The sequence below is a fragment of the Pseudomonas sp. GW821-FHT09E04 genome (assembly GCF_059416185.1).
On sequence record NZ_JBWKOR010000001.1, the window covers coordinates 554,191 to 576,640 of the forward strand.

21 protein-coding genes are annotated in these 22,450 nt (G+C 61.6%); 13 read left to right on the plus strand and 8 right to left on the minus strand.

What is annotated here, in order from left to right; genetic code table 11:
* The first annotated feature begins 28 nt into the window (after window positions 1–28).
* Window positions 29–547: a GNAT family N-acetyltransferase gene (locus AC07N4_RS02515; protein ID WP_102620034.1), complete on the plus strand. Its 519-nt coding sequence runs from the start codon at window positions 29–31 to the stop codon at window positions 545–547.
* A 1-nt stretch (window position 548) separates the two neighbouring features.
* Here AC07N4_RS02515 and AC07N4_RS02520 read toward each other — a convergent pair whose 3' ends face one another.
* Window positions 549–1,514, minus strand: a complete 966-nt coding sequence (locus AC07N4_RS02520) for a LysR family transcriptional regulator (RefSeq protein WP_096821466.1) — start codon at window positions 1,512–1,514, stop codon at window positions 549–551.
* A 310-nt stretch (window positions 1,515–1,824) separates the two neighbouring features.
* Between AC07N4_RS02520 and argH the strand changes: the two genes are divergently transcribed.
* From argH to AC07N4_RS02565, 9 genes are all read left to right on the plus strand, one after another.
* Entirely contained in the window at window positions 1,825–3,252 is a 1,428-nt protein-coding gene (gene argH / locus AC07N4_RS02525; RefSeq protein ID WP_493064872.1) for an argininosuccinate lyase, read from the plus strand.
* 61 nt (window positions 3,253–3,313) lie between these two features.
* The gene (locus tag AC07N4_RS02530; RefSeq protein WP_096821468.1) at window positions 3,314–4,192 is read left to right on the plus strand and encodes an amino acid ABC transporter permease; all 879 of its coding nucleotides are present in this window, start codon (window positions 3,314–3,316) and stop codon (window positions 4,190–4,192) included.
* Between the two features lie 20 nt (window positions 4,193–4,212).
* A complete protein-coding gene (locus tag AC07N4_RS02535) occupies window positions 4,213–4,977 on the plus strand; it encodes an amino acid ABC transporter ATP-binding protein (protein ID WP_096821469.1) in 765 nt (254 codons plus the stop codon).
* Between the two features lie 39 nt (window positions 4,978–5,016).
* The gene (locus AC07N4_RS02540) at window positions 5,017–5,841 is read left to right on the plus strand and encodes an ABC transporter substrate-binding protein (RefSeq protein ID WP_249486042.1); all 825 of its coding nucleotides are present in this window, start codon (window positions 5,017–5,019) and stop codon (window positions 5,839–5,841) included.
* A 263-nt stretch (window positions 5,842–6,104) separates the two neighbouring features.
* Window positions 6,105–6,953, plus strand: a complete 849-nt coding sequence (locus tag AC07N4_RS02545) for a polysaccharide deacetylase family protein (protein WP_102620037.1) — start codon at window positions 6,105–6,107, stop codon at window positions 6,951–6,953.
* A complete protein-coding gene (locus tag AC07N4_RS02550; protein WP_493064873.1) occupies window positions 6,946–7,836 on the plus strand; it encodes a polysaccharide deacetylase family protein in 891 nt (296 codons plus the stop codon). Before AC07N4_RS02545 ends, AC07N4_RS02550 begins: the two co-directional genes overlap by 8 nt.
* Window positions 7,833–9,185: an MmgE/PrpD family protein gene (locus AC07N4_RS02555; RefSeq protein WP_493064874.1), complete on the plus strand. Its 1,353-nt coding sequence runs from the start codon at window positions 7,833–7,835 to the stop codon at window positions 9,183–9,185. The genes AC07N4_RS02550 and AC07N4_RS02555 overlap by 4 nt, the downstream gene beginning before the upstream one ends.
* Window positions 9,186–9,201: 16 nt before the next feature.
* Complete coding sequence (locus AC07N4_RS02560; RefSeq protein WP_493064875.1) at window positions 9,202–10,380, plus strand: MFS transporter; 1,179 nt, start codon at window positions 9,202–9,204, stop codon at window positions 10,378–10,380.
* A 159-nt stretch (window positions 10,381–10,539) separates the two neighbouring features.
* Window positions 10,540–11,226, plus strand: coding sequence for an HPP family protein (locus AC07N4_RS02565; RefSeq protein WP_493064876.1), 687 nt, complete (start codon window positions 10,540–10,542; stop codon window positions 11,224–11,226).
* A gap of 33 nt (window positions 11,227–11,259) precedes the next feature.
* Here AC07N4_RS02565 and AC07N4_RS02570 read toward each other — a convergent pair whose 3' ends face one another.
* Window positions 11,260–11,739: a hypothetical protein gene (locus tag AC07N4_RS02570; protein ID WP_493064877.1), complete on the minus strand. Its 480-nt coding sequence runs from the start codon at window positions 11,737–11,739 to the stop codon at window positions 11,260–11,262.
* Window positions 11,740–12,020: 281 nt separating this feature from the next.
* On the opposite strand from AC07N4_RS02570, the gene AC07N4_RS02575 reads away from it, so the two are divergent.
* Both AC07N4_RS02575 and AC07N4_RS02580 read left to right on the plus strand, forming a co-directional pair.
* Window positions 12,021–13,127 carry an enoyl-CoA hydratase/isomerase family protein gene (locus AC07N4_RS02575; RefSeq protein ID WP_493064878.1) on the plus strand — a complete coding sequence of 369 codons (1,107 nt, stop codon included), beginning with the start codon at window positions 12,021–12,023 and terminating at the stop codon, window positions 13,125–13,127.
* Window positions 13,128–13,130: 3 nt separating this feature from the next.
* Window positions 13,131–14,282 (plus strand): acyl-CoA dehydrogenase family protein, encoded by a 1,152-nt coding sequence (locus AC07N4_RS02580; RefSeq protein WP_102620043.1) that lies wholly within the window; start codon window positions 13,131–13,133, stop codon window positions 14,280–14,282.
* 211 nt (window positions 14,283–14,493) lie between these two features.
* On the opposite strand, the gene AC07N4_RS02585 is transcribed toward AC07N4_RS02580, so the two are convergent.
* The 6 genes from AC07N4_RS02585 to AC07N4_RS02610 all read right to left on the minus strand — a co-directional run bounded on the left by AC07N4_RS02585 (window position 14,494) and on the right by AC07N4_RS02610 (window position 21,378).
* On the minus strand, window positions 14,494–15,267 hold the full coding sequence (locus tag AC07N4_RS02585; protein WP_457380034.1) for an enoyl-CoA hydratase: 774 nt from the start codon (window positions 15,265–15,267) through the stop codon (window positions 14,494–14,496).
* Between the two features lie 14 nt (window positions 15,268–15,281).
* Window positions 15,282–16,409, minus strand: coding sequence for an acyl-CoA dehydrogenase (locus AC07N4_RS02590; protein ID WP_493064879.1), 1,128 nt, complete (start codon window positions 16,407–16,409; stop codon window positions 15,282–15,284).
* Window positions 16,410–16,428: 19 nt separating this feature from the next.
* A complete protein-coding gene (locus AC07N4_RS02595; RefSeq protein ID WP_085745585.1) occupies window positions 16,429–17,619 on the minus strand; it encodes an acetyl-CoA C-acyltransferase in 1,191 nt (396 codons plus the stop codon).
* Between the two features lie 12 nt (window positions 17,620–17,631).
* A complete protein-coding gene (locus AC07N4_RS02600; RefSeq protein ID WP_096821481.1) occupies window positions 17,632–18,393 on the minus strand; it encodes an SDR family NAD(P)-dependent oxidoreductase in 762 nt (253 codons plus the stop codon).
* Window positions 18,394–18,409: 16 nt separating this feature from the next.
* Window positions 18,410–20,074: an AMP-binding protein gene (locus AC07N4_RS02605; protein WP_096821482.1), complete on the minus strand. Its 1,665-nt coding sequence runs from the start codon at window positions 20,072–20,074 to the stop codon at window positions 18,410–18,412.
* 287 nt (window positions 20,075–20,361) lie between these two features.
* Window positions 20,362–21,378, minus strand: coding sequence for an AraC family transcriptional regulator (locus AC07N4_RS02610; RefSeq protein ID WP_102620046.1), 1,017 nt, complete (start codon window positions 21,376–21,378; stop codon window positions 20,362–20,364).
* Between the two features lie 220 nt (window positions 21,379–21,598).
* Between AC07N4_RS02610 and efeU the strand changes: the two genes are divergently transcribed.
* A complete protein-coding gene (efeU, locus tag AC07N4_RS02615; protein ID WP_096821484.1) occupies window positions 21,599–22,447 on the plus strand; it encodes an iron uptake transporter permease EfeU in 849 nt (282 codons plus the stop codon).
* Window positions 22,448–22,450 lie beyond the last annotated feature (3 nt).

The window sequence follows — 22,450 nt, forward strand, 5'->3', positions numbered from 1 at the left end:
CAGGATCACAGCCTTCGGCAGTTAACGCATGACATTCACGCTTCGCCTCGCCCGGCCCGCCGACGCGGCCACCCTCCCCGCCATCGAACGCTCGGCCGCCGAGCTGTTCCGCCTCGACCCGACACTGGCCTGGCTCGCCGACAGCAATGTACCCGACGCCGCACAGCATTTGCAGGCCATCGAGCAGGGACATGTATGGGTCGCAGAAAATACTGTCGGACAACTTGCCGGTTTTTTAAGGGCCGTTGAAATCGACAACCAGTTGCACGTCGAAGAACTGTCCGTCAGCCAACACTTTCAGGGCCAAGGCATCGGTCGCAAGTTACTGTTGGGCGTGATTGAACACGCGCGACGGCAACAACTTGAGGCGATCACACTGACCACTTTCCGCGACCTGCCGTGGAATGCGCCGTTCTATCAACGAATGGGTTTCGTGCCATTGAACGAAGTGGACGCCGGACCCCGTTTGATCGAGGTACTCAACGACGAAATCGCCCACGGTTTGCCCGGTGAGCGACGTTGCGCGATGCGATTGATGCTCGGCTGAATTACAGCGGCGCCTTCAGATCAACGCCCAACGCCTGAGCGAACGCCTTCACCAACGGACTGCGCACGGTGTTGTGACGCAGGATCAGATTGAACGGCGTGGCGATGTTGATTCGCTCCGGCAGCACTGCACGAAACTGCCCCGCCGCCACCAGCGTGGCCGCGTAATGCCGGGGCAGGAAGCCTACGAAGCGCCCGGTCTTGATCAGCAGCGCTACGGCTTCGACCTGGGTCGCCGAGGCGGAAAAACTGTCGTAGCGGGCAAAATTGAGTTTGTCGCGATGGATCGCGTAGCGGTGGTTGATGCACTCGTAATCCTGCAGCACGTCGCTGTTCATTTGTGCTTCCGGCATGTCGAACAACGGATGGCCGACAGCGCAGTAAACCTCCGAACGTTCTTCATATAACGGGTAATAATCAAACTCTTCGCGCTTTTGATAGACCGGCACTATTCCCGCCACCAGGCGCCCCTCTACCACCCCTCTTTCCACCTCATCCAGCTGAGTGGCCTGAAGTTGAAACCTTACTTTCGGCGACTCTTCATTTATTCTTTTAAGCGCTGCAACTAACGGTGAATTAAGGTCACTGATCGTATTATCGATCACCCCCACGCCAAGGTCGCCAATAAGTTCGTTCTGCGCTGAACTAAGCCGATCCCGAAAGTTGTCGACCGAGGCGAACAGATCAATCGACGCCTGATACACCAGGCGCCCTTCTTCGGTCAGGTGAAACCCCTCGCGACCCCGGGTACACAGGCGCATGCCGATGCGGATTTCCAGGTCGGAGATCTGCTTGCTGATGGCCGCAAGGCCCACGTTCAGCTCGTTTTGCGCGGCGCTGAAGCCTCCCGCCTCGACCACGGCCTTGAACACCTTGAGCAGTTTGAAATCCAGTCCGCTGAGGGCCAGCGGTGCTCGGTGAGCCGTTTTCAGCGGCGGGTTTCCGGAATTGGAAAGTGGGGTTTCCATAATGCTGATTTACCTCTGGCGCAATGTTCAACAATCTGTGTCCAACAACAAAAACATCGCCGGCTAATAATAATGATCACAGAAAACAAGCCTTGGCAACCGCCAAAAATTCCCGAACATCAGTGCCAACTCACTGATCGCCAAACATTAAAAGCTGACACTTCGATCAGCTCTTGTCTCTTTGCAACTGCCCTCTTGAAAACTGCTTTGGCCTGATTCTGTCCGTTGCTGCTGTTCGCTAAATAGCCAGCGCGATTTTCAGGGCCAGCACACCGATTTCAGTTCGCGTTACCGACGAGGAAAACAACAAATGTCTCAAACCACCGACCGTCTCTGGGGTGCCCGTTTCAAAAGCGGCCCGTCCGCAGCCCTGGAGGCCCTGTCCCGTTGCCCCGAGCGCTATTTCCGCCTGACGCCGTACGATCTGGCCGGCTCCAAGGCCCACGCCGGGGAACTGCAACGTGCCGGCCTGCTGGACGAGCAGGAAACCCGCACGATGATCGAAGCCCTGGACGGCATCGGTGCCGATTTTGCTGCCGGGCGCATTGCCCCGACGCTGGACGACGAAGACGTTCACACCTTCATCGAGCGCCTGCTGACCGAACGCCTCGGTGCACTGGGCGGCAAGCTGCGCGCCGGCCGTTCGCGCAACGACCAGACCGCCAACGACCTGCGCCTGTTCCTGCGGGATCACGTGCGCACCCTGGCTGTGGAAGTCCTGGCCCTGCAAACGGCGCTGGTGAATCAGGCCGAGCAGCACGTCGACAGCATCTGTCCGGGTTTCACCCACCTGCAGCAGGCGCAGCCAATCGTGTTTGCCCATCACTTGCTGGCCCACGCCCAATCGATGCTGCGTGACGTGCAGCGCCTGGTGGACTGGGACAACCGCACTTCGCTGTCGCCCCTCGGTGCAGCAGCCATGGCCGGTTCCGCCATCGCTCGCCAGCCGCAGCAATCAGCGAAGGAAATGGGTTACGCCGGGGTCTGCGAAAACTCCATCGACGCCGTGGCCAGCCGCGATCACGTCGCCGAATTCCTGTTCATCGCCAGCATGCTCGGGATCAACATCTCGCGCTTGGCCGAAGAGTTCTGCCTGTGGTCGTCGCGCCAGTTCCGCTGGGTCGATCTGGACGACGCCTATGCCACCGGCAGCTCGATCATGCCGCAGAAGAAAAACCCGGACATCGCCGAACTGGCGCGGGGCAAGGCAGGCCGCCTGATCGGCAACCTGACCGGCCTGCTGTCGACGCTCAAATCCCTGCCGCTGTCGTACAACCGTGACCTGAGCGAAGACAAGAACGGCGTGCTCGACAGCGTCGATACCTTGTTGTTGGTGCTGCCGGCGATGGCCGGGATGGTTGCGACCATGACCGTCAACGTCGAGGAACTGCGTCGTCAGGCGCCGCTGGGTTTTACCCTCGCCACCGAAGTTGCCGACTGGCTGGCGGTGCGCGGCGTGCCGTTCAAGGAAGCCCATGAAATCACCGGGGCGCTGGTGCAGGCCTGTGAAAAACACAGCCTCGAATTGTGGGAAGCCTCGCCGGCGCTGCTGGCCGAAATCGACCCACGCCTCACGGCGGACGTGCGCGACAGCCTGACCCTGGAAGCCGCCATCGCTGCCCGCAGCGGTTGGGGCGGCACCGCGCCGCAGCAAGTGCGCGAGCAGATCGGCCGACTGAAAACCGCCCTCGCTGCGCAGCAACAGTGGACCGAAAACTACCAAGGCTTCCGCCTCTAAGCCGGATCCCCCTCCTACCGGGAGGGGGTTGATCTGAAAGTACAGTGTACGGAGAAACACCATGAGCCAGACTCAGGCAGAACGACTCCAGGCGGAGCGCAAACTGGCGGAAAACCAGTTCGACATCACCCAATACCAGCACGTGCCACGGCGCTATTACGGGCGGATCTTCTTCGCCACGCTGATTGTGATCGCGATCATCGGTCTGGTGCGGGCCTTCGCCGAAGGCAAGATCGAATGGTCGTACATCGGCCAGTTCCTGACCTCCGAAGCGATCATGTGGGGCCTGCTCAACACGATCATCATGGCCGTGCTGGCCATGGCGCTGGGCATCGTGTTCGGGGTGATCACCGCGATCATGCGCATGTCGGCCAACCCGATCCTGCGCTACGTGGCGCTGACCTACACCTGGTTGTTTCGCGGTACGCCGCTGATTCTGCAACTGCTGTTGTGGTTCAACCTGGCGCTGATTTTCCCCACCATCGGCATTCCCGGCCTGTTCGAACTCGACACCGTGAGCCTGATGACGCCGTTCGTGGCCGCCCTGCTCGGCTTGAGCATCAACCAGGGCGCCTACACCGCTGAAGTGGTGCGTGCCGGCCTGCTGTCGGTGGACACCGGCCAGTACGAAGCGGCCAAGTCGATCGGCATGCCGCGCCTGCAAGCGCTGCGCCGGATCATCCTGCCGCAGGCCATGCGGATCATCATTCCGCCGGTCGGCAACGAGTTCATCGGCATGGTGAAAATGACCTCGCTGGCGAGCGTGATCCAGTACTCGGAACTGCTCTACAACGCCCAGAACATCTACTACGCCAACGCCCGGGTCATGGAGCTGCTGATCGTCGCCGGTATCTGGTACCTGGCCACCGTCACCGTCCTGTCCTTTGGTCAAAGCCGTCTGGAGCGTCGTTTCGCTCGCGGCGCCGGCAAGCGCTCGTAAGCCGCGCAGGAGAATCGAACATGAGAAGCATCGTCAAGGCTGTGGCCCTGAACAAATATTACGACCAGTACCACGCGCTCAAGGACATCAACATCGAGGTCGAGCAAGGCGAAGTGCTGTGCATCATCGGCCCGTCCGGCTCGGGCAAGAGCACCCTGCTGCGCTGCGTCAATCAGCTGGAAAAGATCGACAAGGGCGGCCTCTGGGTCGATGGCGAACTGGTGGGCTACCGCGTCGTCGGGCACAAGCTGCACGAACTCAACGAGTCGCAGATCGCCCGTCAGCGCCTGGCCACCGGCATGGTGTTCCAGCGCTTCAACCTGTTTCCGCACATGACTGTGCTGCAAAACATCATCGAAGGCCCGTGCCAGGTGCTCAAGCGTTCGCCCAAGGAGGCGCACGAAGAAGCCCTGGAACTCTTGGCCCGGGTCGGCCTGGCCGACAAACGCGACAGCTACCCGATCGAGTTGTCGGGCGGTCAGCAGCAACGGGTGGCGATTGCCCGCGCCCTGGCCATGCGACCCAAGCTGATGCTGTTCGATGAACCCACTTCGGCACTCGACCCGGAACTGGTCGGTGAGGTGCTGTCGGTGATGCGCGATCTGGCGCAGACCGGCATGACCATGATCGTCGTCACCCATGAACTGGGCTTCGCCCGGGAGGTTTCCAACCGCATGGTGTTCATGGACGGCGGGCAGATCGTGGAGGCTGGAAGCCCCGAAGAAATACTAATAAGTCCGCAAAACCCGCGCACCCAAAGCTTCATTTCTGCCGTTCGAACCTGAGGCCCCTTTGGCCTTCACAACACTCATAAGAGAACGTCCATGAAGAACTTCGTTATCCCAGCAGTACTCGCAGGCCTGATGGCTTCCAGCGTCAGCTTCGCCGCCGAATTGCCGGCCGGCATCAAGGAAAAAGGCGAGATCGTCGTCGCGATCATGCCCAACTACCCACCGATGGATTTCAAGGACCCGGCCACCAACAAGCTCACAGGCCTTGACTACGACCTGGGCAACGCCTTGGCCGAGCGCCTCGGGATCAAGATCAAGTGGCAGGAAACCGGCTTCGAGCAAATGATCAACGCCCTGACCACCGACCGCGTCGACATCGTGCTGTCGGGCATGACCGACACCGCCGAGCGTCAGGCCAGCGTGACCTTCGTCGACTACTTCACCAGCGGCCCGCAGTTCTACACCTTGCAGAAGAACACCGCGACCAACGAAATCACCGACCTGTGCGGCAAGAAAGTCGGCACCAGCCGCCGCACCACGTTCCCGGCGGAAATCGCCGCGTGGAGCAAGGAGCACTGTGAAGCGGCAGGCAAACCGGCGATCAACGTGATCGGCACCGAAGGCTCGGCCGACGCCCGTGCCCAACTGCGTCAGAGCCGTATTGATGCGGCGATGCAGGGCAGCGAGACCCTGTCGTACCTCAAGACCCAGGAAAAGGACATGTACAAGACGGTCGGCCAGCCGATCTCCGTGCAGTTCACCGGGCTGGGTGTGAGCAAGAAGAAACCTGAGCTGAGTGAAGCGGTGAAAGTGGCGTTGCAAAGCATGGTGGATGACGGCAGCTACAACGCGATTCTGAAGAAGTGGGATCTGGAGCTGGGTGCGATCAAGGAAGTGACCATCAACGCCGGCAAGTAAGGCTCGAGATCGCTCCCCCTCACCCCAGCCCTCTCCCCCAAGGGGGGCGAGGGGGAAAGGGAGCCGATTTGCGTGCTGTTCAGAACCTGAGTTCGACTTGGCTTTTTCAGAACCTGAGTTCGATTTGATTTTTTCAGGACCTGAGTTCGACTCGATTGCACAGGTCGATGTACATCTCAAGATCACCCCGATCGGCTCCCTCTCCCTCCGGGAGAGGGCTGGGGTGAGGGAAAGCTTGTCAATACCATCGGAGCGCCACACCCATGTCCGCCCCTCAACAACCCACCTGGCCCGACCAGCACAAAGCCTGCCTCGCCCTGGCCTTCGACCTCGACGGCCCGACCGGCGATGCGATGCTCAACGGCTCGATCTGGCACAAACCCGAATACTTCGGCTTCGGCGGCTACGGCCCCTACCGCGCCTTGCCGCGCCTGCTGGATCTGCTCGACACTTTCAAGATCCCGACCACTTTCTTTGTCCCCGCGTGGGTCGTGGAAAACTGGCCGAAACAGTGCCAGGCCATCGTCGAGCGCGGCCATGAAGTCGCCTACCACGGCTACAAGCACGAATCCTTCTACGCCCTGACGCTGGACCAGCAGCAGGCCGTGATGAACAAGTCCCGCGACGTCTTCTGGCAATACCTGCACATCCGCGCCGAGGGTTTTCGCACCCCGTCCGGTGATTGGCGTGCCGAAACCCCGGCGATGCTGGCCGACAACGGCGTCATCTATTCCAGCAGCATGCGCGGCGACGATCGCCCGTATCTGGTCAACGTCCCCGGCCACGACACCCCGCTGGTGGAGATCCCCGGCCGCTGGGAAATGGACGACTACGCCTCCCTCGCCTACACCCGCGCACCGAACTTCCCGTCCGGGCTCGACCGCACCGCCAGCTATGAGCTGACCCTCGACAACTGGCAACGCGAGTACGACGGCGCGATGGACGAGGGTCTGTGCCTGACCACCCTGTTCCACCCGAAAATCACCGGCAAACCGGGGCGCATCCTGTTGCTGGAGAAACTCTTCGAACACATGCGCCAGCGCGATGACGTGTGGTTCGCCACCTGCCGTGACGTCGCTCGCTGGTGGCTGAAGGAGCATCACCATGGCTGACGCTGACAACCTCTGGCCCGCCGGCAAACGCTGCGCGGTGGTGCTGTCCGTCGATTACAACGACATCCACGGTATTCTCACCCAGGCCCCGGAAGTCGCCGGGCGCGACAAGACGCTGTCGGTGTGGCGCTACGGCACGCAACGGGGTGTCGAGCGCTTGCTCGGCCTGCTCAGGGAGCTCGGGGTGCGCAGCAGCTGGTTCGTGCCCGGCATCGTCGCCGAGGAAAATCCGCAGCACATCGCCGCGATACAGGCTGACGGCCATGAAATCGCCTGCGCCGGCTACCGCCATCAGGATTACGACACGCTGGATCTGGCGGCGCAGAGTGCGGAAGTCGCCAAGGGTTGTGCAGCACTGGAAACGTTGACCGGCGTGCGTCCGACCGGTTTCCGGATTCCTGCGGGCAACGGTGCACCGGGATTCATCGAAGCCTTGAAAGATCACGGCATTCACTGGTCTTCCTCATGGCGTGGCGATGACCTGCCGTTCTGTCACCCGACCGCGCCCGACGTGGTCGAGCTGCCGCTGCATTACGAACTGGAAGACGAACCCTATTTCGCCTTCAACCTGAGCCCGGCCGTGCCGCCGGCTCAATCGCGAATCGCTTCCTACAGCCACACCCTCGGTAACCTGCAAATGGACTTCGCCGGGTTCCACCGCTTCGGCCTGAGCTACGTGCTGCGCCTGCACCCGGAAATCATCGCCACGCCGGGGCGTATCGGTGTGTTGCGTGAATTGCTGCAAGGCATTCAGCAGCACGACGACGTGTGGATCGCCACCGGTGCCGAAGTCGCACAATGGTGGTCGCAAACGGCGGCGCCAGTCGCGCAGGATCACCCGGCCTCCGTGTATGAGCGCCATTATCGGGACTACCTCGTATGACCCAACGCATGCAGCGGCTGGCGCAGTTTTGCGTCGAGACCCGGTTTGAAGATCTGCCCCCGGCGTTGGTGGAACAGGCCAAGCGACACATTCTCGATACCTTCGGTGCCGCGCTGGCCGGGGCCGACAGTGCGGTCGCGCTTCAGGCTCGGCAGGTGTTCGGCGCCGAACCGGGCACCGCACTGGTCTGGGGTTCATCACTGCGTGTCGGCGCCGGGCATGCAGCATTGCTCAACGGCATCGCCGCCCATGCGCTGGAACTGGACGATACCGGCGGTTGCGATCATTCCGGCGCGGTGGTGCTGCCGGCGGTGATGGCCGCGCTGTCGCTGGTGGATCGGCCGGTGGACGGTCGCGAGTTCATCACCGCCGTGGTGATCGGCTACGAAATCGGTCGACGGGTTCTGGAAGCCTGCGGCAGTTATTCCGCGCACAACGGCGCCGGTTGGCACTCCACCGCCACCTGCGGCGTGTTCGGCGCGGCGGCGGCCTGTGCGCGGATCTTTGCCCTGGATGCAGGGCAAACCGTATCGGCGCTGGGCATCGCCGGCAGTTTCAGCGGCGGGTTGTGGGCGTTCATCCATGACGGTTCGCAAAGCAAGAAACTGCACAGTGGCCGTGCGGCCGAAGGTGGTCTGCTGGCGGCGCGTTTTGCTCGCGAAGGCGTCAGCGGGCCATCGGTGTTGTTCGATGATGTCTGGGGTGGATTTCTCAAGACCCTCGCGTCGGGCAGCGCACAACCGGATGCACTGGACGCCGAGTTGGGACAGGTCTGGAAACTCGCGCGCTGTTCGATCAAACCCTACGCCGCCTGCCGTGGCACTCATTCGGCGATCGATGCGCTCGGCTTGTTGCTGGAGCAATTGCAGGTCGGCGCCGATCAGGTGGAAGACGTCCAGGTGAACCTGTGCGGGTTTCTGCTCGACATGTGCGGTGGTCGCGACACCCGCAGCCTGGCCGCCGCGCAGATGAGTCTGCCCTACGCGCTCGCCGCGCGACTGGTGCACGGGCACTGTCGACTCGAGGCTTACGATGAACAGCCGCGCAACGATCCGCGCATTGCGCAATGGCTGACGCGCATTCGCCTTGAAGTGGATGAGCGTCTGTCGGAGGATGGCGAGCCGGTGGTCATTGTTCGAACCCGCGACGGGCGTCAGGCGAGCCTGTGTGTCGAGGTGCCGCTGGGCGCGCCGGGCAATCCGTTGAGCGAAGCGGCGCTGGAGGAGAAGTTTCTCAGTCTGGCGTTGCGCGTGAGTTCAGCAGCCAAGGCTGAACGGCTGCTGGCGCAGTTGCGGCAACTGCAAACGCTGGATTCCGTGCGCGATCTCGAGCACCTGTTAACCGAATAAGGACATTTGATTTTCCGTGGCCACCTACTCGCTCGTTATCCGCCGCCTGATGATCGTCTCGCTGACCATCGTCGTCAGCCGCGCCATCACCAGCCCTTTGCTCACCTTGTTTTTGAGCAACAAGCTCGGCCTCAACCAACAGGACGTCGGGTTGTTGCTGGGCATCGCGGTGTTCATCGCCACCCTGCTTGCGCTGTACGGCGGCTACATCATCGACCGACTGGAAAAGCGTCGGTTGCTGATCCTCGCCATGCTTTCCAGCTCTATCGGTTTCGTGCTGCTGACCTTCGCCAAAGACCTGTACCTGACCACCGCGACCCTGGTCATCACCGAAACTGCCTCGGCGTTGTTCCTGATCGGTTCCAAGGCGATCCTCAGTGAAAACCTGCCCATGGGTCAGCGGGCCAAGGCGTTTTCCCTGCGCTACACCCTGACCAACATCGGCTACGCCACCGGCCCGATGCTGGGTGTAGTGATCGCCGGGGTGTACCCGATTGCGCCGTTCCTGATTGCCGCCGGTATCGCTTTCGGCAGCATCTTCCTGATGATCGGCATTCCCAAGGACGCCAGCCCGGTCGCCGCCATCGGTCAGCCGCAAAGCTTCCTGAAAACCCTGATTACCCTGAAAAACGACCGCACGCTGATCATGTTCACCTGCGGCTGTCTGCTCAGCACCGTGGTCCACGGGCGCTTCACGCTGTACCTGTCGCAATACCTGCTGGTGGTCGAAGACTCGCAGCGCGCCCTGCAAACCATGGCCGCCCTGCTCGCCTGCAACGCCATCGCGGTGATCCTGTTGCAGTACCAGATAGGCCGCTTTCTCAACCGGGAAAAACTGCGCTACTGGATTGCCGCCGGCACCAGTCTGTTCATTCTCGGCCTGATCGGTTTCAGCCTCGCCGACAGCCTGGTGAGCTGGTGCATCGCAATGTTCATTTTCACCCTCGGCGAGATGATCATTTATCCGTCGGAGTTCCTGTTCGTCGACACCCTGGCCCCGGAAGAATTGCGCGGCAGTTATTACGGCGCGCAGAACCTCGCAGCATTGGGCGGTGCATTGAGTCCGGTGATCTGCGGTTTCCTGCTGATGCACACGCCGGCGCCGACCATGTTCTACGCGCTCAGCGCGCTGACCGCGATGGGCGGTTTCCTGTGCTTCATGAGCGGACGGCGAGTGGCTTTACTTCATAAATAATGCATTGAAGATGCATTTATATGAATTTGTCAGCATCGAGATTGCTTGGCACACTGTGCACGTTCCTCCCCCAATAGTTGGAACACTTCGAAGGACTTTCCGGATTGACGGACAAGTCCTTTTTTTTGCCTTCAGTTTCCCCAAGAGGATCGGTTCTTCATGCTCGCTCGCTGGTTGCCCGCCGCCATCAACACCCGTCCCACCGAATGGAGCCGCGCCGCCATCGGTATGGCGCTGGGCACGTTGTTCAGTGTGTGGGCGTGCAGTCAGGTGTTCGGCATCGAAGTCGCCTACCACCTGATCGGCCCGCTGGGCGCCTCGGCGGTGTTGCTGTTCGCCGTGTCCTCCGGCGCCCTCGCCCAGCCGTGGTCGATCATCGGCGGCTACCTGTGTGCGGGTGTCCTGGCATTGCTGGTGGCCCACGTCCTCGGCCGAACCCTGGGCAGCGCTTGCCTGGCGGCGGGCATGGCACTGATCCTGATGTGCTGGCTGCGCTGCCTGCACCCACCGGCCGGCGCCGTGGCATTGACGATGGTGCTGGCCGACCCGGCGACCATCGCCATGGACTGGAAAGCCCTGGAACCGGTGATGCTCAGCGCCGCCTGCCTGCTGCTCGCCGCACTGGCGTACAACAACCTGACTCGGATCCGTTACCCGAAACGCCCGGCCGAACCCGCGCCTGCCGTGGCGCCGATCGATACGCAGGCCATCACGGCTGAAGACCTGAAACTGGCGCTGGCGGACATGGAGGCGTTTATCGATGTCACGCCGGAGGATCTGGAGCGGTTGATTCATGCCAGTGAACTGCATGCCAAGCGGCGGAGCATTGGTCAGGTGTTCACCTGAGCGCGACATATGGCGACAACGCCCCGCAAGCGATCAATCCGGCATCGACCGGATGATGTCCGTCAGATCCTCTTTGGTGATTTCATTGGCCTTGATAGCGGCGGCGATGTCTTTTTTCGAGAGAGGAAAACGTTGGAAAATGTCTTTCAACGCATCGGCATCGACGCTCGACAACCAACGAGGATCAATCAATGACCCTCCATACTCGGGCTTGATCGGCACTGGATCGCCGGCAATAACACCCTTGTGATTGAAAAAGACCATGTAACGACTAAAACCTTCGGGATAGCTTTTGTCGTAATAAAGCGTCGTGCTGACGGGCAGCACGTAATAGTGTTCATCATCGCCACGCCCCGCGATCAGCAAGGGTTCTTTGGTCCTGATCATCTCCATGCCATACACCCTGGAAAGCCCGCCACGCAGGACAAACGCCAACGCTGCGACATTGATAACCGTCAGCAGCAGTAGCAACACAACGATCAGTCTGCCTGTTGAATACCTTGTTATTGACATGGTGCGCCTCCATTGCGCGTTGAGCTCTGGTGAAAAAAAACTCTGGGGTTCTGTTGCAGACGCTATTGAAGCGAAGGTCTGTCTGCCGGCTCGTCGCAACCGCCGCGCAGCCTAGCAGGCGCCAGCGCTCCGGCCACAATTTTTCATTTTGTGGTCAAGGCAAAAATGCAGACACCCCATGCACATATCCCCGTTGTACACGGCAAATTTGCACTGTTACGATCCGGTAACGCTCGCGCGCGAGCTTCTCGAATAAAGACAATAAAAGCAGGGAGTTAGTGATGACTGCTCAGGCTTCATCCCCGCGGACTTCGTCCATGGATGCCACGCCACACGAAGTGCTGGCCGAGGTTCGCAATCACATCGGTCATCTGACCCTCAATCGCCCCGCCGGCCTCAATGCCCTGACCCTCGACATGGTGCGCCAGCTCCAGCAATACCTGGACGCTTGGGCCGCTGATGCCGATATCCACGCGGTCGTGCTGCGCGGTGCCGGCGAGAAAGCCTTCTGTGCCGGTGGCGACATTCGTTCCCTGTACGACAGCCATAAAAGCGGCGACACGCTGCACGAAGATTTCTTCGTCGAGGAATACGCCCTCGACCTGACGATCCACCACTACCGCAAACCGGTGCTGGCGCTGATGGATGGCTTTGTCCTTGGCGGTGGCATGGGCCTGGTGCAAGGCGCCGATCTGCGGGTGGTCTCCGAGAAGAGCCGACTGGCAATGCCGGAAGTGGCCATCGGGTATTTCCCGGATGTCGGCGGCAGTTATTTCCTGCCGCGCATTCCCGGCGAACTGGGCATTTACCTGGGCGTCAGCGGCGTGCAGATTCGTGCGGCGGATGCGCTGTATTGCGGCCTCGCCGACTGGTATCTGGACAGCAGCAAACTCGGCACCCTCGACGAGCAACTCGATCAGTTGCAATGGCACGACACGCCGTTGAAAGACCTGCAAAGCCTGTTGGCCCGCCACGCCGTGCAAACCCTGCCGGATGCGCCGCTTGAAGCCTTGCGCCCGGCCATCGACCACTTCTTCGCGTTGCCCGACGTGCCGAGCATCGTCGAGCAGTTGCGTGCCGTGACCGTCGCCGACAGCCATGAATGGGCGACCACTACCGCCGACCTGCTGGAAACCCGCTCGCCGCTGGCCATGGGCGTGACCCTGGAAATGCTGCGTCGCGGCCGGCACCTGAGCCTGGAACACTGCTTCGCCCTCGAACTGCATCTGGATCGTCAGTGGTTCGAACGCGGCGACCTGATCGAAGGCGTGCGCGCCTTGCTGATCGACAAAGACAAATCACCACGCTGGAACCCGCCGAGCCTTGCCGCGCTGCACGCCGAGCACATCGCGAGTTTCTTCCACGGTTTCGCTGAGAGCGGGAGCTGAGCCATGCACGATCTCGAATTGACTGAAGACCAGGTAATGATCCGCGACATGGCCCGGGACTTCGCCCGTGGCGAAATCGCCCCCCACGCCCAAGCCTGGGAAAAGGCCGGCTGGATCGATGACGGTCTGGTGGCGAAGATGGGCGAACTCGGGCTGCTGGGCATGGTGGTGCCGGAAGAATGGGGCGGCACCTATGTCGACTACGTGGCCTATGCACTGGCGGTGGAAGAGATTTCCGCCGGCGACGGCGCCACCGGCGCGTTCATGAGCATTCACAACTCGGTGGGCTGCGGGCCGGTGCTCAACTACGGCAGCGAAGAACAGAAACAGACCTGGCTGGCGGACCTGGCCAGTGGCGCGGTGATCGGCTGTTTCTGCCTGACCGAGCCCCAGGCCGGCTCCGAAGCGCACAACCTGCGCACCCGCGCTGAACTGCGTGACGGGCAATGGGTGATCAACGGCGCCAAGCAATTTGTCAGCAACGGCAAGCGGGCGAAACTGGCGATCGTGTTTGCGGTGACCGATCCGGATCTGGGCAAGCGCGGTATCTCGGCGTTTCTGGTGCCGACTGATACGCCGGGGTTCATCGTTGACCGTACCGAACACAAGATGGGCATTCGCGCGTCGGACACCTGCGCGGTGACGCTGAACAATTGCAGCATTCCCGAAGCGAATCTGTTGGGTGAACGCGGAAAAGGCCTGGCGATTGCCCTTTCCAACCTGGAAGGCGGACGCATCGGCATCGCGGCGCAAGCACTGGGCATCGCCCGTGCGGCGTTTGAAGCGGCGCTGGGTTACGCCCGTGATCGGGTGCAGTTCGGCAAGGCGATCATCGAGCACCAGAGCATCGCCAACCTGCTGGCGGACATGCAGATGCAGATCAACGCGGCACGCTTGATGATCTTGCATGCGGCACGGCTGCGCACGGCGGGCAAACCGTGTCTGTCGGAAGCTTCGCAGGCCAAGCTGTTTGCGTCGGAAATGGCCGAGAAGGTGTGTTCGTCAGCGATTCAGATTCATGGCGGGTATGGGTATCTGGAGGATTACCCGGTGGAGAAATATTACCGGGATGCGCGGATTACCCAGATTTATGAGGGGTCGAGCGAGATACAGCGGATGGTGATTGCTCGGGAGTTGAAGAACTATCAGTTGTAACCGAGTAACGCCTGCCCCCTCACCCCAGCCCTCTCCCGGAGGGAGAGGGAGCCGACCGAGGTGTCTGGCGTCATATATCGACCTGAAAGATCGAGTCGATTATGGATTCACAGGCGATCTTTCAAGTCGGCGTATCTCTTCAATATCCCCCGGTCAGTCCCCTCTCCCTTTGGGAGAGGGTTAGGGTGAGGGGGCTCTTGAGGGCACCGCGTTATTTGCCCTGGAACTCGGCAGGCCGCTTGGCCACAAACGCCGCCATCCCTTCTTTCTGATCTTGCGTCGCAAACGCCGCATGGAACACCCGACGCTCGAATCGCACGCCTTCAGTCAGGTTCACTTCGAACGCGCGATTCACGCTTTCCTTGACCATCATCGCAATCGGCAACGATTTGCTGGCGATCACCGCCGCGACTTTCAGCGCTTCATCCAGCAGTTCATCACTCGGCACGATCCGCGCGACGATGCCGCAACGCTCGGCTTCCACCGCGTCGATCAAGCGCCCGCTCAGGCACATCTCCATCGCTTTGGCCTTGCCCACGGCGCGGGTCAGGCGCTGGGTGCCGCCCATGCCCGGCAGCACGCCAAGGTTGATTTCCGGCTGGCCGAATTTGGCGTTGTCGCCGGCCAGGATGAAGTCGCACATCAACGCCAGTTCACAGCCACCGCCGAGAGCGAAGCCGTTGACCGCAGCGATGATCGGCTTGCGACGGTTGGCCACGCGGTCGCTGTCGCTGAACAGGTCGTCCATGTAGATCTGCGGATAGGTCAGATCCGCCATTTCCTTGATGTCGGCGCCGGCGGCGAAAGCTTTTTTCGAACCGGTGATGACGATGCAGCCAATGTTCGCATCGGCTTCCAGGCCATCGAGGGCGCGGTTCACTTCGCTGACCAGTTGCGCGTTCAGGGCGTTCAGCGCCTGCGGGCGGTTCAGGGTGATGACGCCGACGCGACCATGGGTTTCCAGCAAAATCGTTTCGTAACTCATGTGCAGATTCCTTCTCAAAGATTGCGCGAAATGACCATGCGCTGAATGTCGCTGGTGCCTTCGTAAATCTGGCAGACCCGCACGTCGCGGTAGATGCGCTCCAGCGGGAAGTCGTTCAGGTAACCGTAACCGCCGAGGGTTTGCAACGCCATGGAGCAGACCTTCTCGGCCATTTCCGAGGCGAACAGCTTGGCCATCGACGCTTCGACCAGCGCCGGCTGACCGCTGTCGCGCAGGGCGGCGGCGTAATGCACCATCTGCCGCGCCACGGCGATCTGGGTCGCCATGTCCGCGAGACGGAAGGCCACGGCCTGGTGCTCGATGATCGACTTGCCAAAGGTGTCGCGCTCGCGGGCGTAATCGCGCGCCGCTTCGAACGCGGCGCGGGCCATGCCCACCGATTGCGAAGCGATGCCGACGCGGCCGCCTTCGAGGTTGGCCAGGGCGATCTTGTAGCCCTCGCCCTCCTCACCCAAACGGTTGGCCACCGGCACTTTCACGTCTTCGAACAGAATCTGGCAGGTGTCCGAGGCATGCTGGCCGAGCTTGTCTTCGACGCGAGCGACTTTGTAGCCCGGCGAGTCGGTCGGCACGATGAACGCCGTGATCCCGCGTTTGCCGGCGCTCGGGTCGGTGACCGCAAACACGATCACAATCCCGGCGTTCTGCCCGGAGGTGATGAACTGTTTGCAGCCGTTGAGCACGTAGTGATCGCCTTCCAGCCGTGCACGGGTTTTCAGGCTGCTGGCGTCAGAGCCGGCCTGCGGTTCGGTCAACGCGAATGCACCGAGCATCGCACCACTGGCCAGCGGCTTGAGGAAGCGTTCACGCTGGTCGTCGTTGCCGAACTTGAGGATCGGCACGCAGCCCACTGAGTTGTGCACGCTCATGATCGTCGAGCAGGCGCCATCGCCAGCGGCGATTTCTTCCAGGGCCATGGCGTAGGCCAGGTAACCGGTGTCGCAACCGCCCCACTGCTCCGGCACCAGCATGCCGAAGAAGCCCAGTCCGGCCATTTCGCCAATGGCTTCTTTCGGGAAGCGGTGCTCGCGATCCCACTCGGCGGCGAACGGTTTCAGCCGTTCCTCGGCAAACTGCCGGGCCATATCGCGGATTTGTTGTTGGTCGTCATTGGGAATCATGGCAAATCCTTCACTCGGTTCAAACGCACTCGACGGCCATCGCCGTGGCTTCGCCGCCGCCGATGCAGATCGCCGCAACGCCACGTTTCAGGCCTTTCTGGCGCAGGGCCGAGAGCAAGGTCACCAGAATCCGCGCGCCGGACGCACCGATCGGGTGGCCCAGGGCGCAGGCGCCGCCGTGGATGTTGAGCTTGTCGTGGGGGATTTCCAGGTGGGTCATCGCCGCCATGCCGACCACGGCAAAGGCTTCGTTGACTTCGAACAGATCGACCTGATCCAGCGACCAGCCGGTTTTCTTCATCAGCTTCTTGATCGCACCGATCGGTGCCACCGGGAACAGGCCCGGAGTATCGGCGAATGCTGCGTGGCCGTGAATCACCGCCAGTGGTTTCAGTCCTTGTTTCTGCGCTTGCGACTGACGCATCAGCACCAGTGCCGCTGCGCCGTCGGAGATCGAACTGGAGTTGGCTGCGGTTACGGTGCCGCCCTCGCGGAACGCCGGTTTCAGCGAAGCGATCTTGTCCAGTTTGGCTTTTGGCGGCTGTTCGTCGTTGCTGATGACCACTTGTTCCTTGCCGACGGTCACGGTCAGCGGAACGATTTCGGCCTTGAAGCTGCCGTCCTTGATCGCCTGCTGGGCGCGGGTGGTCGAGGCGATGGCAAAGGCGTCCTGAGCCTCGCGGCTGAAGTCGTTGGTTTCAGCGCAATCCTCGGCGAAGGTGCCCATCAGTCGGCCCTTGTCGTAGGCGTCTTCGAGACCGTCGAGGAACATCGAATCCAGCACCCGGCCGTGGCCCATGCGGTAACCGGCACGGGCGCGGTCCAGCAGGTACGGCGCGTTGGACATGCTTTCCATGCCGCCGGCGATCACCACATCGGCGCTGCCGGCCAGCAGCATGTCGTGGGCCAGGATGGTGGTTTCCATGCCTGAACCGCACATCTTGTTGACGGTGGTGCAGCGGGTGGATTTGTCCAGCCCGGCACCCAGTGCAGCCTGACGCGCAGGCGCCTGACCGAGACCGGCCGGTAGTACGCAGCCGAACAACACTTCATCGACCGCATCGGCGGCGACACCGGCACGCTCAACCGCAGCCTTGATTGCAGCGGCGCCCAGTTGCGGCGCAGTCAGGCTTTTCAGTTCGCCCTGGAAGCCGCCCATCGGGGTACGAACGGCACTGACAATGACAATCGGATCGTTGGAGATAGTCATGAGAAATCCTCCTTATTTGGCGGCCATGCGCAAGGCACCGTCGAGACGGATCACCTCGCCGTTGAGCATGCTGTTTTCAATGATATGCCGCACCAGCGCGGCGTACTCGGCAGGTTTGCCCAGGCGCGGCGGGAACGGCACGCCAGCGGCCAGCGAGTCGCGCACTTCCGGGGTCATGCCGGCCATCATCGGGGTTTCGAAAATGCCTGGGGCGATGGTCATCACGCGGATGCCGAAGCGCGCCAGTTCACGGGCGGCAGGCAGGGTCAGGCTGGCGATGGCGCCTTTGGACGCGGAATACGCGGCCTGGCCAATCTGGCCGTCGAACGCAGCGACGGACGCGGTGTTGATGATCACGCCGCGTTCGCCATCGGCGTTGGCTTCGCTTTCGGCAATCGCTGCCGCTGCGAGGCGCAGCATGTTGAAGCTACCGATCAAGTTGACGTTGATCACCTGCGCGAAGCTCGCCAGCGCATGCGGGCCGTTCTTGCCGAGGATCTTCTCGCCCCGGACGATACCGGCGCAGTTCACCAGACCATTCAGGCTACCGAAAGCTTTTACCGTAGCCTGTACGGCGGCTTCGGCGGCGGTTTCGTTGCTGATGTCGGCCACTACGCTTTGCGCACCGAGGCGTTGAGCCTGAGCGGCGACGGCTTCGGCGTTCATGTCCACCAGCATCACTTTGGCGCCGGCGGCAACCAACAGCTCAGCGGTGGCTGCACCCAGCCCGGACGCACCGCCGGTGACGATAAAAACCTTGTTCTCGATCTGCATGACTGTTTCCTTGGATTCAAGCTGAAACGTTGTGCGCCGCAGCCTCTTGAGCCTTGGCGATTTCCTGGTTGCGCAAGATAAAGCGCTGCAATTTGCCGCTCGGGGTTTTCGGCAACTCGCTGACAAATTCGATTTCACGGGGGTACGAATGCGCGGCCAGACGTTTGCGCACGTGCTGACGCAGTTCTTCAGCCAGCGCCGGTTCGGCGCGGTATTGCGGGTTGAGCACGACGAAGGCTTTCACCAGTTCGGTGCGCTCGGGATCGGGTTTGCCGACCACCGCCGCTTCGACCACCGCCGGGTGCTCGATCAGTGCGCTTTCCACGTCGAACGGGCCGACGCGATAGCCGGAAGTGGTGATCACGTCATCGCTGCGACCGACGAAGCTGATGCTGCCGTCCGGGTTCCACTCGACGGTGTCGCCGCTCAGGTAGTAATCGCCGACGAAGGCCTTGGTCGGTGCACCTTCGTAACCGGCGAACCAGCACATTGGCGATTGCGTGCGGTCGATGGCGAGAATGCCTGGCTGACCGACGCCGAGTTCGTTGTTCTGCTCGTCGAGCACCACGATGCGATGGCCCGGCGAAGCAAAACCGGCGGCGCCGAGGTGGATCGGGTGTTCGAGGCCATGGTGATTGCACAGGACCATGCCCAGTTCGGTCTGGCCGTAGTGGTCATGAATGACCACGCCGAGGTTGTCGGCGAACCAGCGGATCACTTCCGGGTTCAACGGTTCGCCGGCGCTGCTGACGATGCGCAGCTTGCCCTTGATCGATTTGGCGAACTCATCGCCACCGGCAATCAACAGGCGATACGCCGTAGGCGACCCGGTGAGGTTGGTGATGCCGTATTTGTTGATGACCCGGCAGGTGCTTTCGAGGGTGAACGGGCCATCGTAGAAGGTGATTGGGTGGCCCATCGACAACGGGCCGGTGACGCCGAAATAGATGCCATAGGCCCAGCCCGGATCGGCAACGTTCCAGAACGCATCTTCCGGGCGCAGATCCACGGCATCGCGGGTGTAGCTCTGGAACGCCACGACTGCCTTGAGCGGCACCGACAGCGCTTTCGACGGGCCGGTGGTGCCCGAGGTGAACATCAGCAGGAACGGGTCTTCGCCGGTCAGCATGACCGGTTCGCAGACATTGGAATGGTTGGGCAGCTCGGCCCAGAAACTGAAGTCGCCACGGACGATGCCCTGGCCTTTCGGACCGCCGACGGTGACCAGCGTCGGGCAGTCGGCGACTTCACTGAGTTTCGGCCGGTTGACCGCATCGGTCACCACCACTTTTGCGCCGGAACTGTTCAGGCGATGTTCGAGGGCTTTCGGGCCGAACGCGGTGAACAGCGGTTGATACACCGCGCCGATGCGCCAAGTGGCGAACACGGTGATCAGCAATTCGATATTGCGCGGCAGCAGGCCGGCGACCTTGTCGCCCTTCTGCACGCCTTGGGCGAGAAGGAAATTGGCGAAACGCGCGGCTTTGTCCTGCAGATCGCTGAAGGTGTAAGTCGCACTGGCGCCGTCGCGGCCTTCCCAGAACAGCGCGATGCGCCCCGGCAAGGCGTGACGGTCACAACATTCGACGCAGGCGTTGAGCGCCTCGAGCGTGCCGCTGAGTGCGGCGTCCACGGTGTGCTGATAATCAAACTGCTGGGTGGCAGACAAGTAATCGCGCATTGCCAGAATCCCTCTGTGTTTTTATTAGGTTGGGGAACCGTAAACAACAGAGGAATACTCGCGCCGCACGCCGGCGGCGGCAATGGTCAAAGCCCTCAAAGTGGATGACTGGTTTGGCCAAGAATCCGGTTACAACTGATCGTTCCCACGCTCTGCGTGGGAATGCAGCCCGGGACGCTCCGCGTCCCAGCCAAAAGCGGACGCGGAGCGTCCCTTGAGGCATTCCCACGCAGAGCGTGGGAACGAGAGTTGGCGGTGAGTCGGTGAGTCGGTGAGTCGGTGACGAGTCAGACCGCTTCGTTGAGAATCAGGCTGCGGTAATGCCCAGGATTGGTCCCTGACCACTTGCGAAACGCCTTGTAGAACGAGCTCGCATCGGCAAACCCCAGGCGTGTGGCGATGTCGACAAAACTGATCGAAGGTTCCGCCAGCCAGATGATCGCCAGTTCCTTGCGCACGCTGTCCTTGAGGCCTTGGTACGTCTGCCCTTCTTCAGCCAGGCGCCGGCGCAGGGTCGAAGCCGACATGCACAGCTGCTGGGCCAGGGCTTCGGTTTCCGGCCACTGTTCGGCGGGCAACTGACGCAGATCCTGCTTGATCCGGCTCGCAAGGCTTTCCGGGTCGCGGTACTTCACCAGAATGTTGGCCGGGGCATGGGCCAGAAAACGCTTCAACTCCTCGGCGCTGCGCTTGATCGGCAGATCCAGCACCTCGGCGGCGAAGATCATCCGCGTGCGTGGCCGATCGAAGCGCAGGTTCTCGGAGAACATCACCCGGTAGTCGTCGCAGAAGTCCGGCGCCGGGCAGCGCAATTCAATGGCCAGGATCGGAATCCGCCGCCCCGCGAGCCAGCAGGCCACGCCGTGGACGATCATCCAGTAAGTGAAATAGGTGAAGGCCCGGCGCGGCTCGGGGTCGTCCTCCAGCAGGACGATCTCCGCCAGGCTTTGCTGGTGCACCAGTTGCGCCGGCATGCGCTCAAGCATCAGCGACAGGAAATTCAAACCGGCGCTCAAACCGGCAGCCAGATTCGGCTGGGCCATCGCGCTGCGGCAGAGGAACTCCAGGCTGCCGGACTTCAGCTTGCGCGGGTCCATGCCAAAGAACTCGTCATCGCCGCGCCGCGCCAGCAGTCGCCACAATCGTGCGTACTGGCTGGCCGGGACGCGGGCGTCATCGGTGGGCAGCAGCGCCGGATCGATGCCGACCTTGTTCAAGACTTCTTCCGTGGCCACGCCCGGGGCACAACTTTGCAGCAGTGCTTCGCGCACCAGTTGAATGGCGATGGTGTCTTTTTCCGACATGGATCGAGGCAAATCCTGTTGTTGTTCGGGTGGCAGGCATCTTAACGCAGCTGCCCTGGCACGGCTCGCTCCATCCGGGAATGTCCGTTGCGTATTTGAGAATGGTTGATCTTCAAGCTTGTTCAGCTACCGTTCAGGTAAATGTCAATGAGTGCCATGTGAGAATGACTTTCATTATGTTACAACTTGTAACCTCATTTCGTTACACAGTGGATGCCGAATGCTCGTTCCCTTTCTGATCATGCTGCGTGAAGGCATTGAAGCCGCGCTGATCGTTGGCATTATCGCCAGCTACCTGCAACAGACCGGCCGTGGCCAATGGATGCCGGCGGTGTGGATCGGCGTATTTCTCGCCGCTGCGCTGGCGCTGCTGGTGGGTGGTGGCCTGGAACTGGTCAGCGCCGAATTCCCGCAGAAACAGCAGGAACTGTTCGAAGGCGTGGTCGGCCTCGTCGCCGTGGGCATTCTCAGCTCCATGGTGTTCTGGATGCGCAAGGTCGCGCGTTCGATCAAGCATTCGCTGCAGGCATCCCTCGATCATGCGCTGACCGCATCGAAGCATCAGGTCATCGCGCTGATCGCCATGGTGTTTTTCGCCGTCGCCCGGGAAGGACTGGAAACCGTGTTCTTCCTGCTCGCCGTGTTCCAGCAGAGCGAAGGCCCGGGCGCGCCGATCGGTGCCCTGCTCGGCCTGATCCTGGCCATCGTCGTCGGTTTCCTGATCTACAGCGGCAGCATGCGCCTGAATCTGTCGGCGTTCTTCCGCTGGACCGGGCTGTTCATCCTCGTGGTCGCTGCCGGGATCCTCTCCAACTCGGTGCAGGCACTGCATGAAGCCGGGGTGTGGAATCACCTGCAAACCGTGCTCTTCGATTTCAGCGCGACGTTGCCAATGGACGGCCCGCTGGGCTCGGTGCTGGCCGGCATGTTCGGTTATCAGGATGCCCCGACCGTCAGCACCCTCGGCGCCTACCTGATCTACCTGGTGGTGGCGCTGGTGATGTTCTTCTATCCGGCCTCCGCCCCTGCGCCCAAAGCCGCCGCTTCGAATTCCGCTTCCAGCCAATAAGGG

Coding starts and splice junctions, on each gene's coding strand:
- AC07N4_RS02565 (WP_493064876.1), top strand. CDS start 10,540: ATGCTCGCTCGCTGGTTGCCCGCCGCCATCAACACCCGTCCCACCGAA.
- AC07N4_RS02610 (WP_102620046.1), bottom strand. CDS start 21,378: ATGTCGGAAAAAGACACCATCGCCATTCAACTGGTGCGCGAAGCACTG.
- AC07N4_RS02555 (WP_493064874.1), top strand. CDS start 7,833: ATGACCCAACGCATGCAGCGGCTGGCGCAGTTTTGCGTCGAGACCCGG.
- AC07N4_RS02585 (WP_457380034.1), bottom strand. CDS start 15,267: ATGAGTTACGAAACGATTTTGCTGGAAACCCATGGTCGCGTCGGCGTC.
- AC07N4_RS02595 (WP_085745585.1), bottom strand. CDS start 17,619: ATGACTATCTCCAACGATCCGATTGTCATTGTCAGTGCCGTTCGTACC.
- AC07N4_RS02530 (WP_096821468.1), top strand. CDS start 3,314: ATGAGCCAGACTCAGGCAGAACGACTCCAGGCGGAGCGCAAACTGGCG.
- argH (WP_493064872.1), top strand. CDS start 1,825: ATGTCTCAAACCACCGACCGTCTCTGGGGTGCCCGTTTCAAAAGCGGC.
- AC07N4_RS02575 (WP_493064878.1), top strand. CDS start 12,021: ATGACTGCTCAGGCTTCATCCCCGCGGACTTCGTCCATGGATGCCACG.
- AC07N4_RS02580 (WP_102620043.1), top strand. CDS start 13,131: ATGCACGATCTCGAATTGACTGAAGACCAGGTAATGATCCGCGACATG.
- AC07N4_RS02570 (WP_493064877.1), bottom strand. CDS start 11,739: ATGTCAATAACAAGGTATTCAACAGGCAGACTGATCGTTGTGTTGCTA.
- AC07N4_RS02605 (WP_096821482.1), bottom strand. CDS start 20,074: ATGCGCGATTACTTGTCTGCCACCCAGCAGTTTGATTATCAGCACACC.
- AC07N4_RS02550 (WP_493064873.1), top strand. CDS start 6,946: ATGGCTGACGCTGACAACCTCTGGCCCGCCGGCAAACGCTGCGCGGTG.
- AC07N4_RS02545 (WP_102620037.1), top strand. CDS start 6,105: ATGTCCGCCCCTCAACAACCCACCTGGCCCGACCAGCACAAAGCCTGC.
- AC07N4_RS02540 (WP_249486042.1), top strand. CDS start 5,017: ATGAAGAACTTCGTTATCCCAGCAGTACTCGCAGGCCTGATGGCTTCC.
- AC07N4_RS02515 (WP_102620034.1), top strand. CDS start 29: ATGACATTCACGCTTCGCCTCGCCCGGCCCGCCGACGCGGCCACCCTC.
- AC07N4_RS02590 (WP_493064879.1), bottom strand. CDS start 16,409: ATGATTCCCAATGACGACCAACAACAAATCCGCGATATGGCCCGGCAG.
- AC07N4_RS02600 (WP_096821481.1), bottom strand. CDS start 18,393: ATGCAGATCGAGAACAAGGTTTTTATCGTCACCGGCGGTGCGTCCGGG.
- efeU (WP_096821484.1), top strand. CDS start 21,599: ATGCTCGTTCCCTTTCTGATCATGCTGCGTGAAGGCATTGAAGCCGCG.
- AC07N4_RS02535 (WP_096821469.1), top strand. CDS start 4,213: ATGAGAAGCATCGTCAAGGCTGTGGCCCTGAACAAATATTACGACCAG.
- AC07N4_RS02520 (WP_096821466.1), bottom strand. CDS start 1,514: ATGGAAACCCCACTTTCCAATTCCGGAAACCCGCCGCTGAAAACGGCT.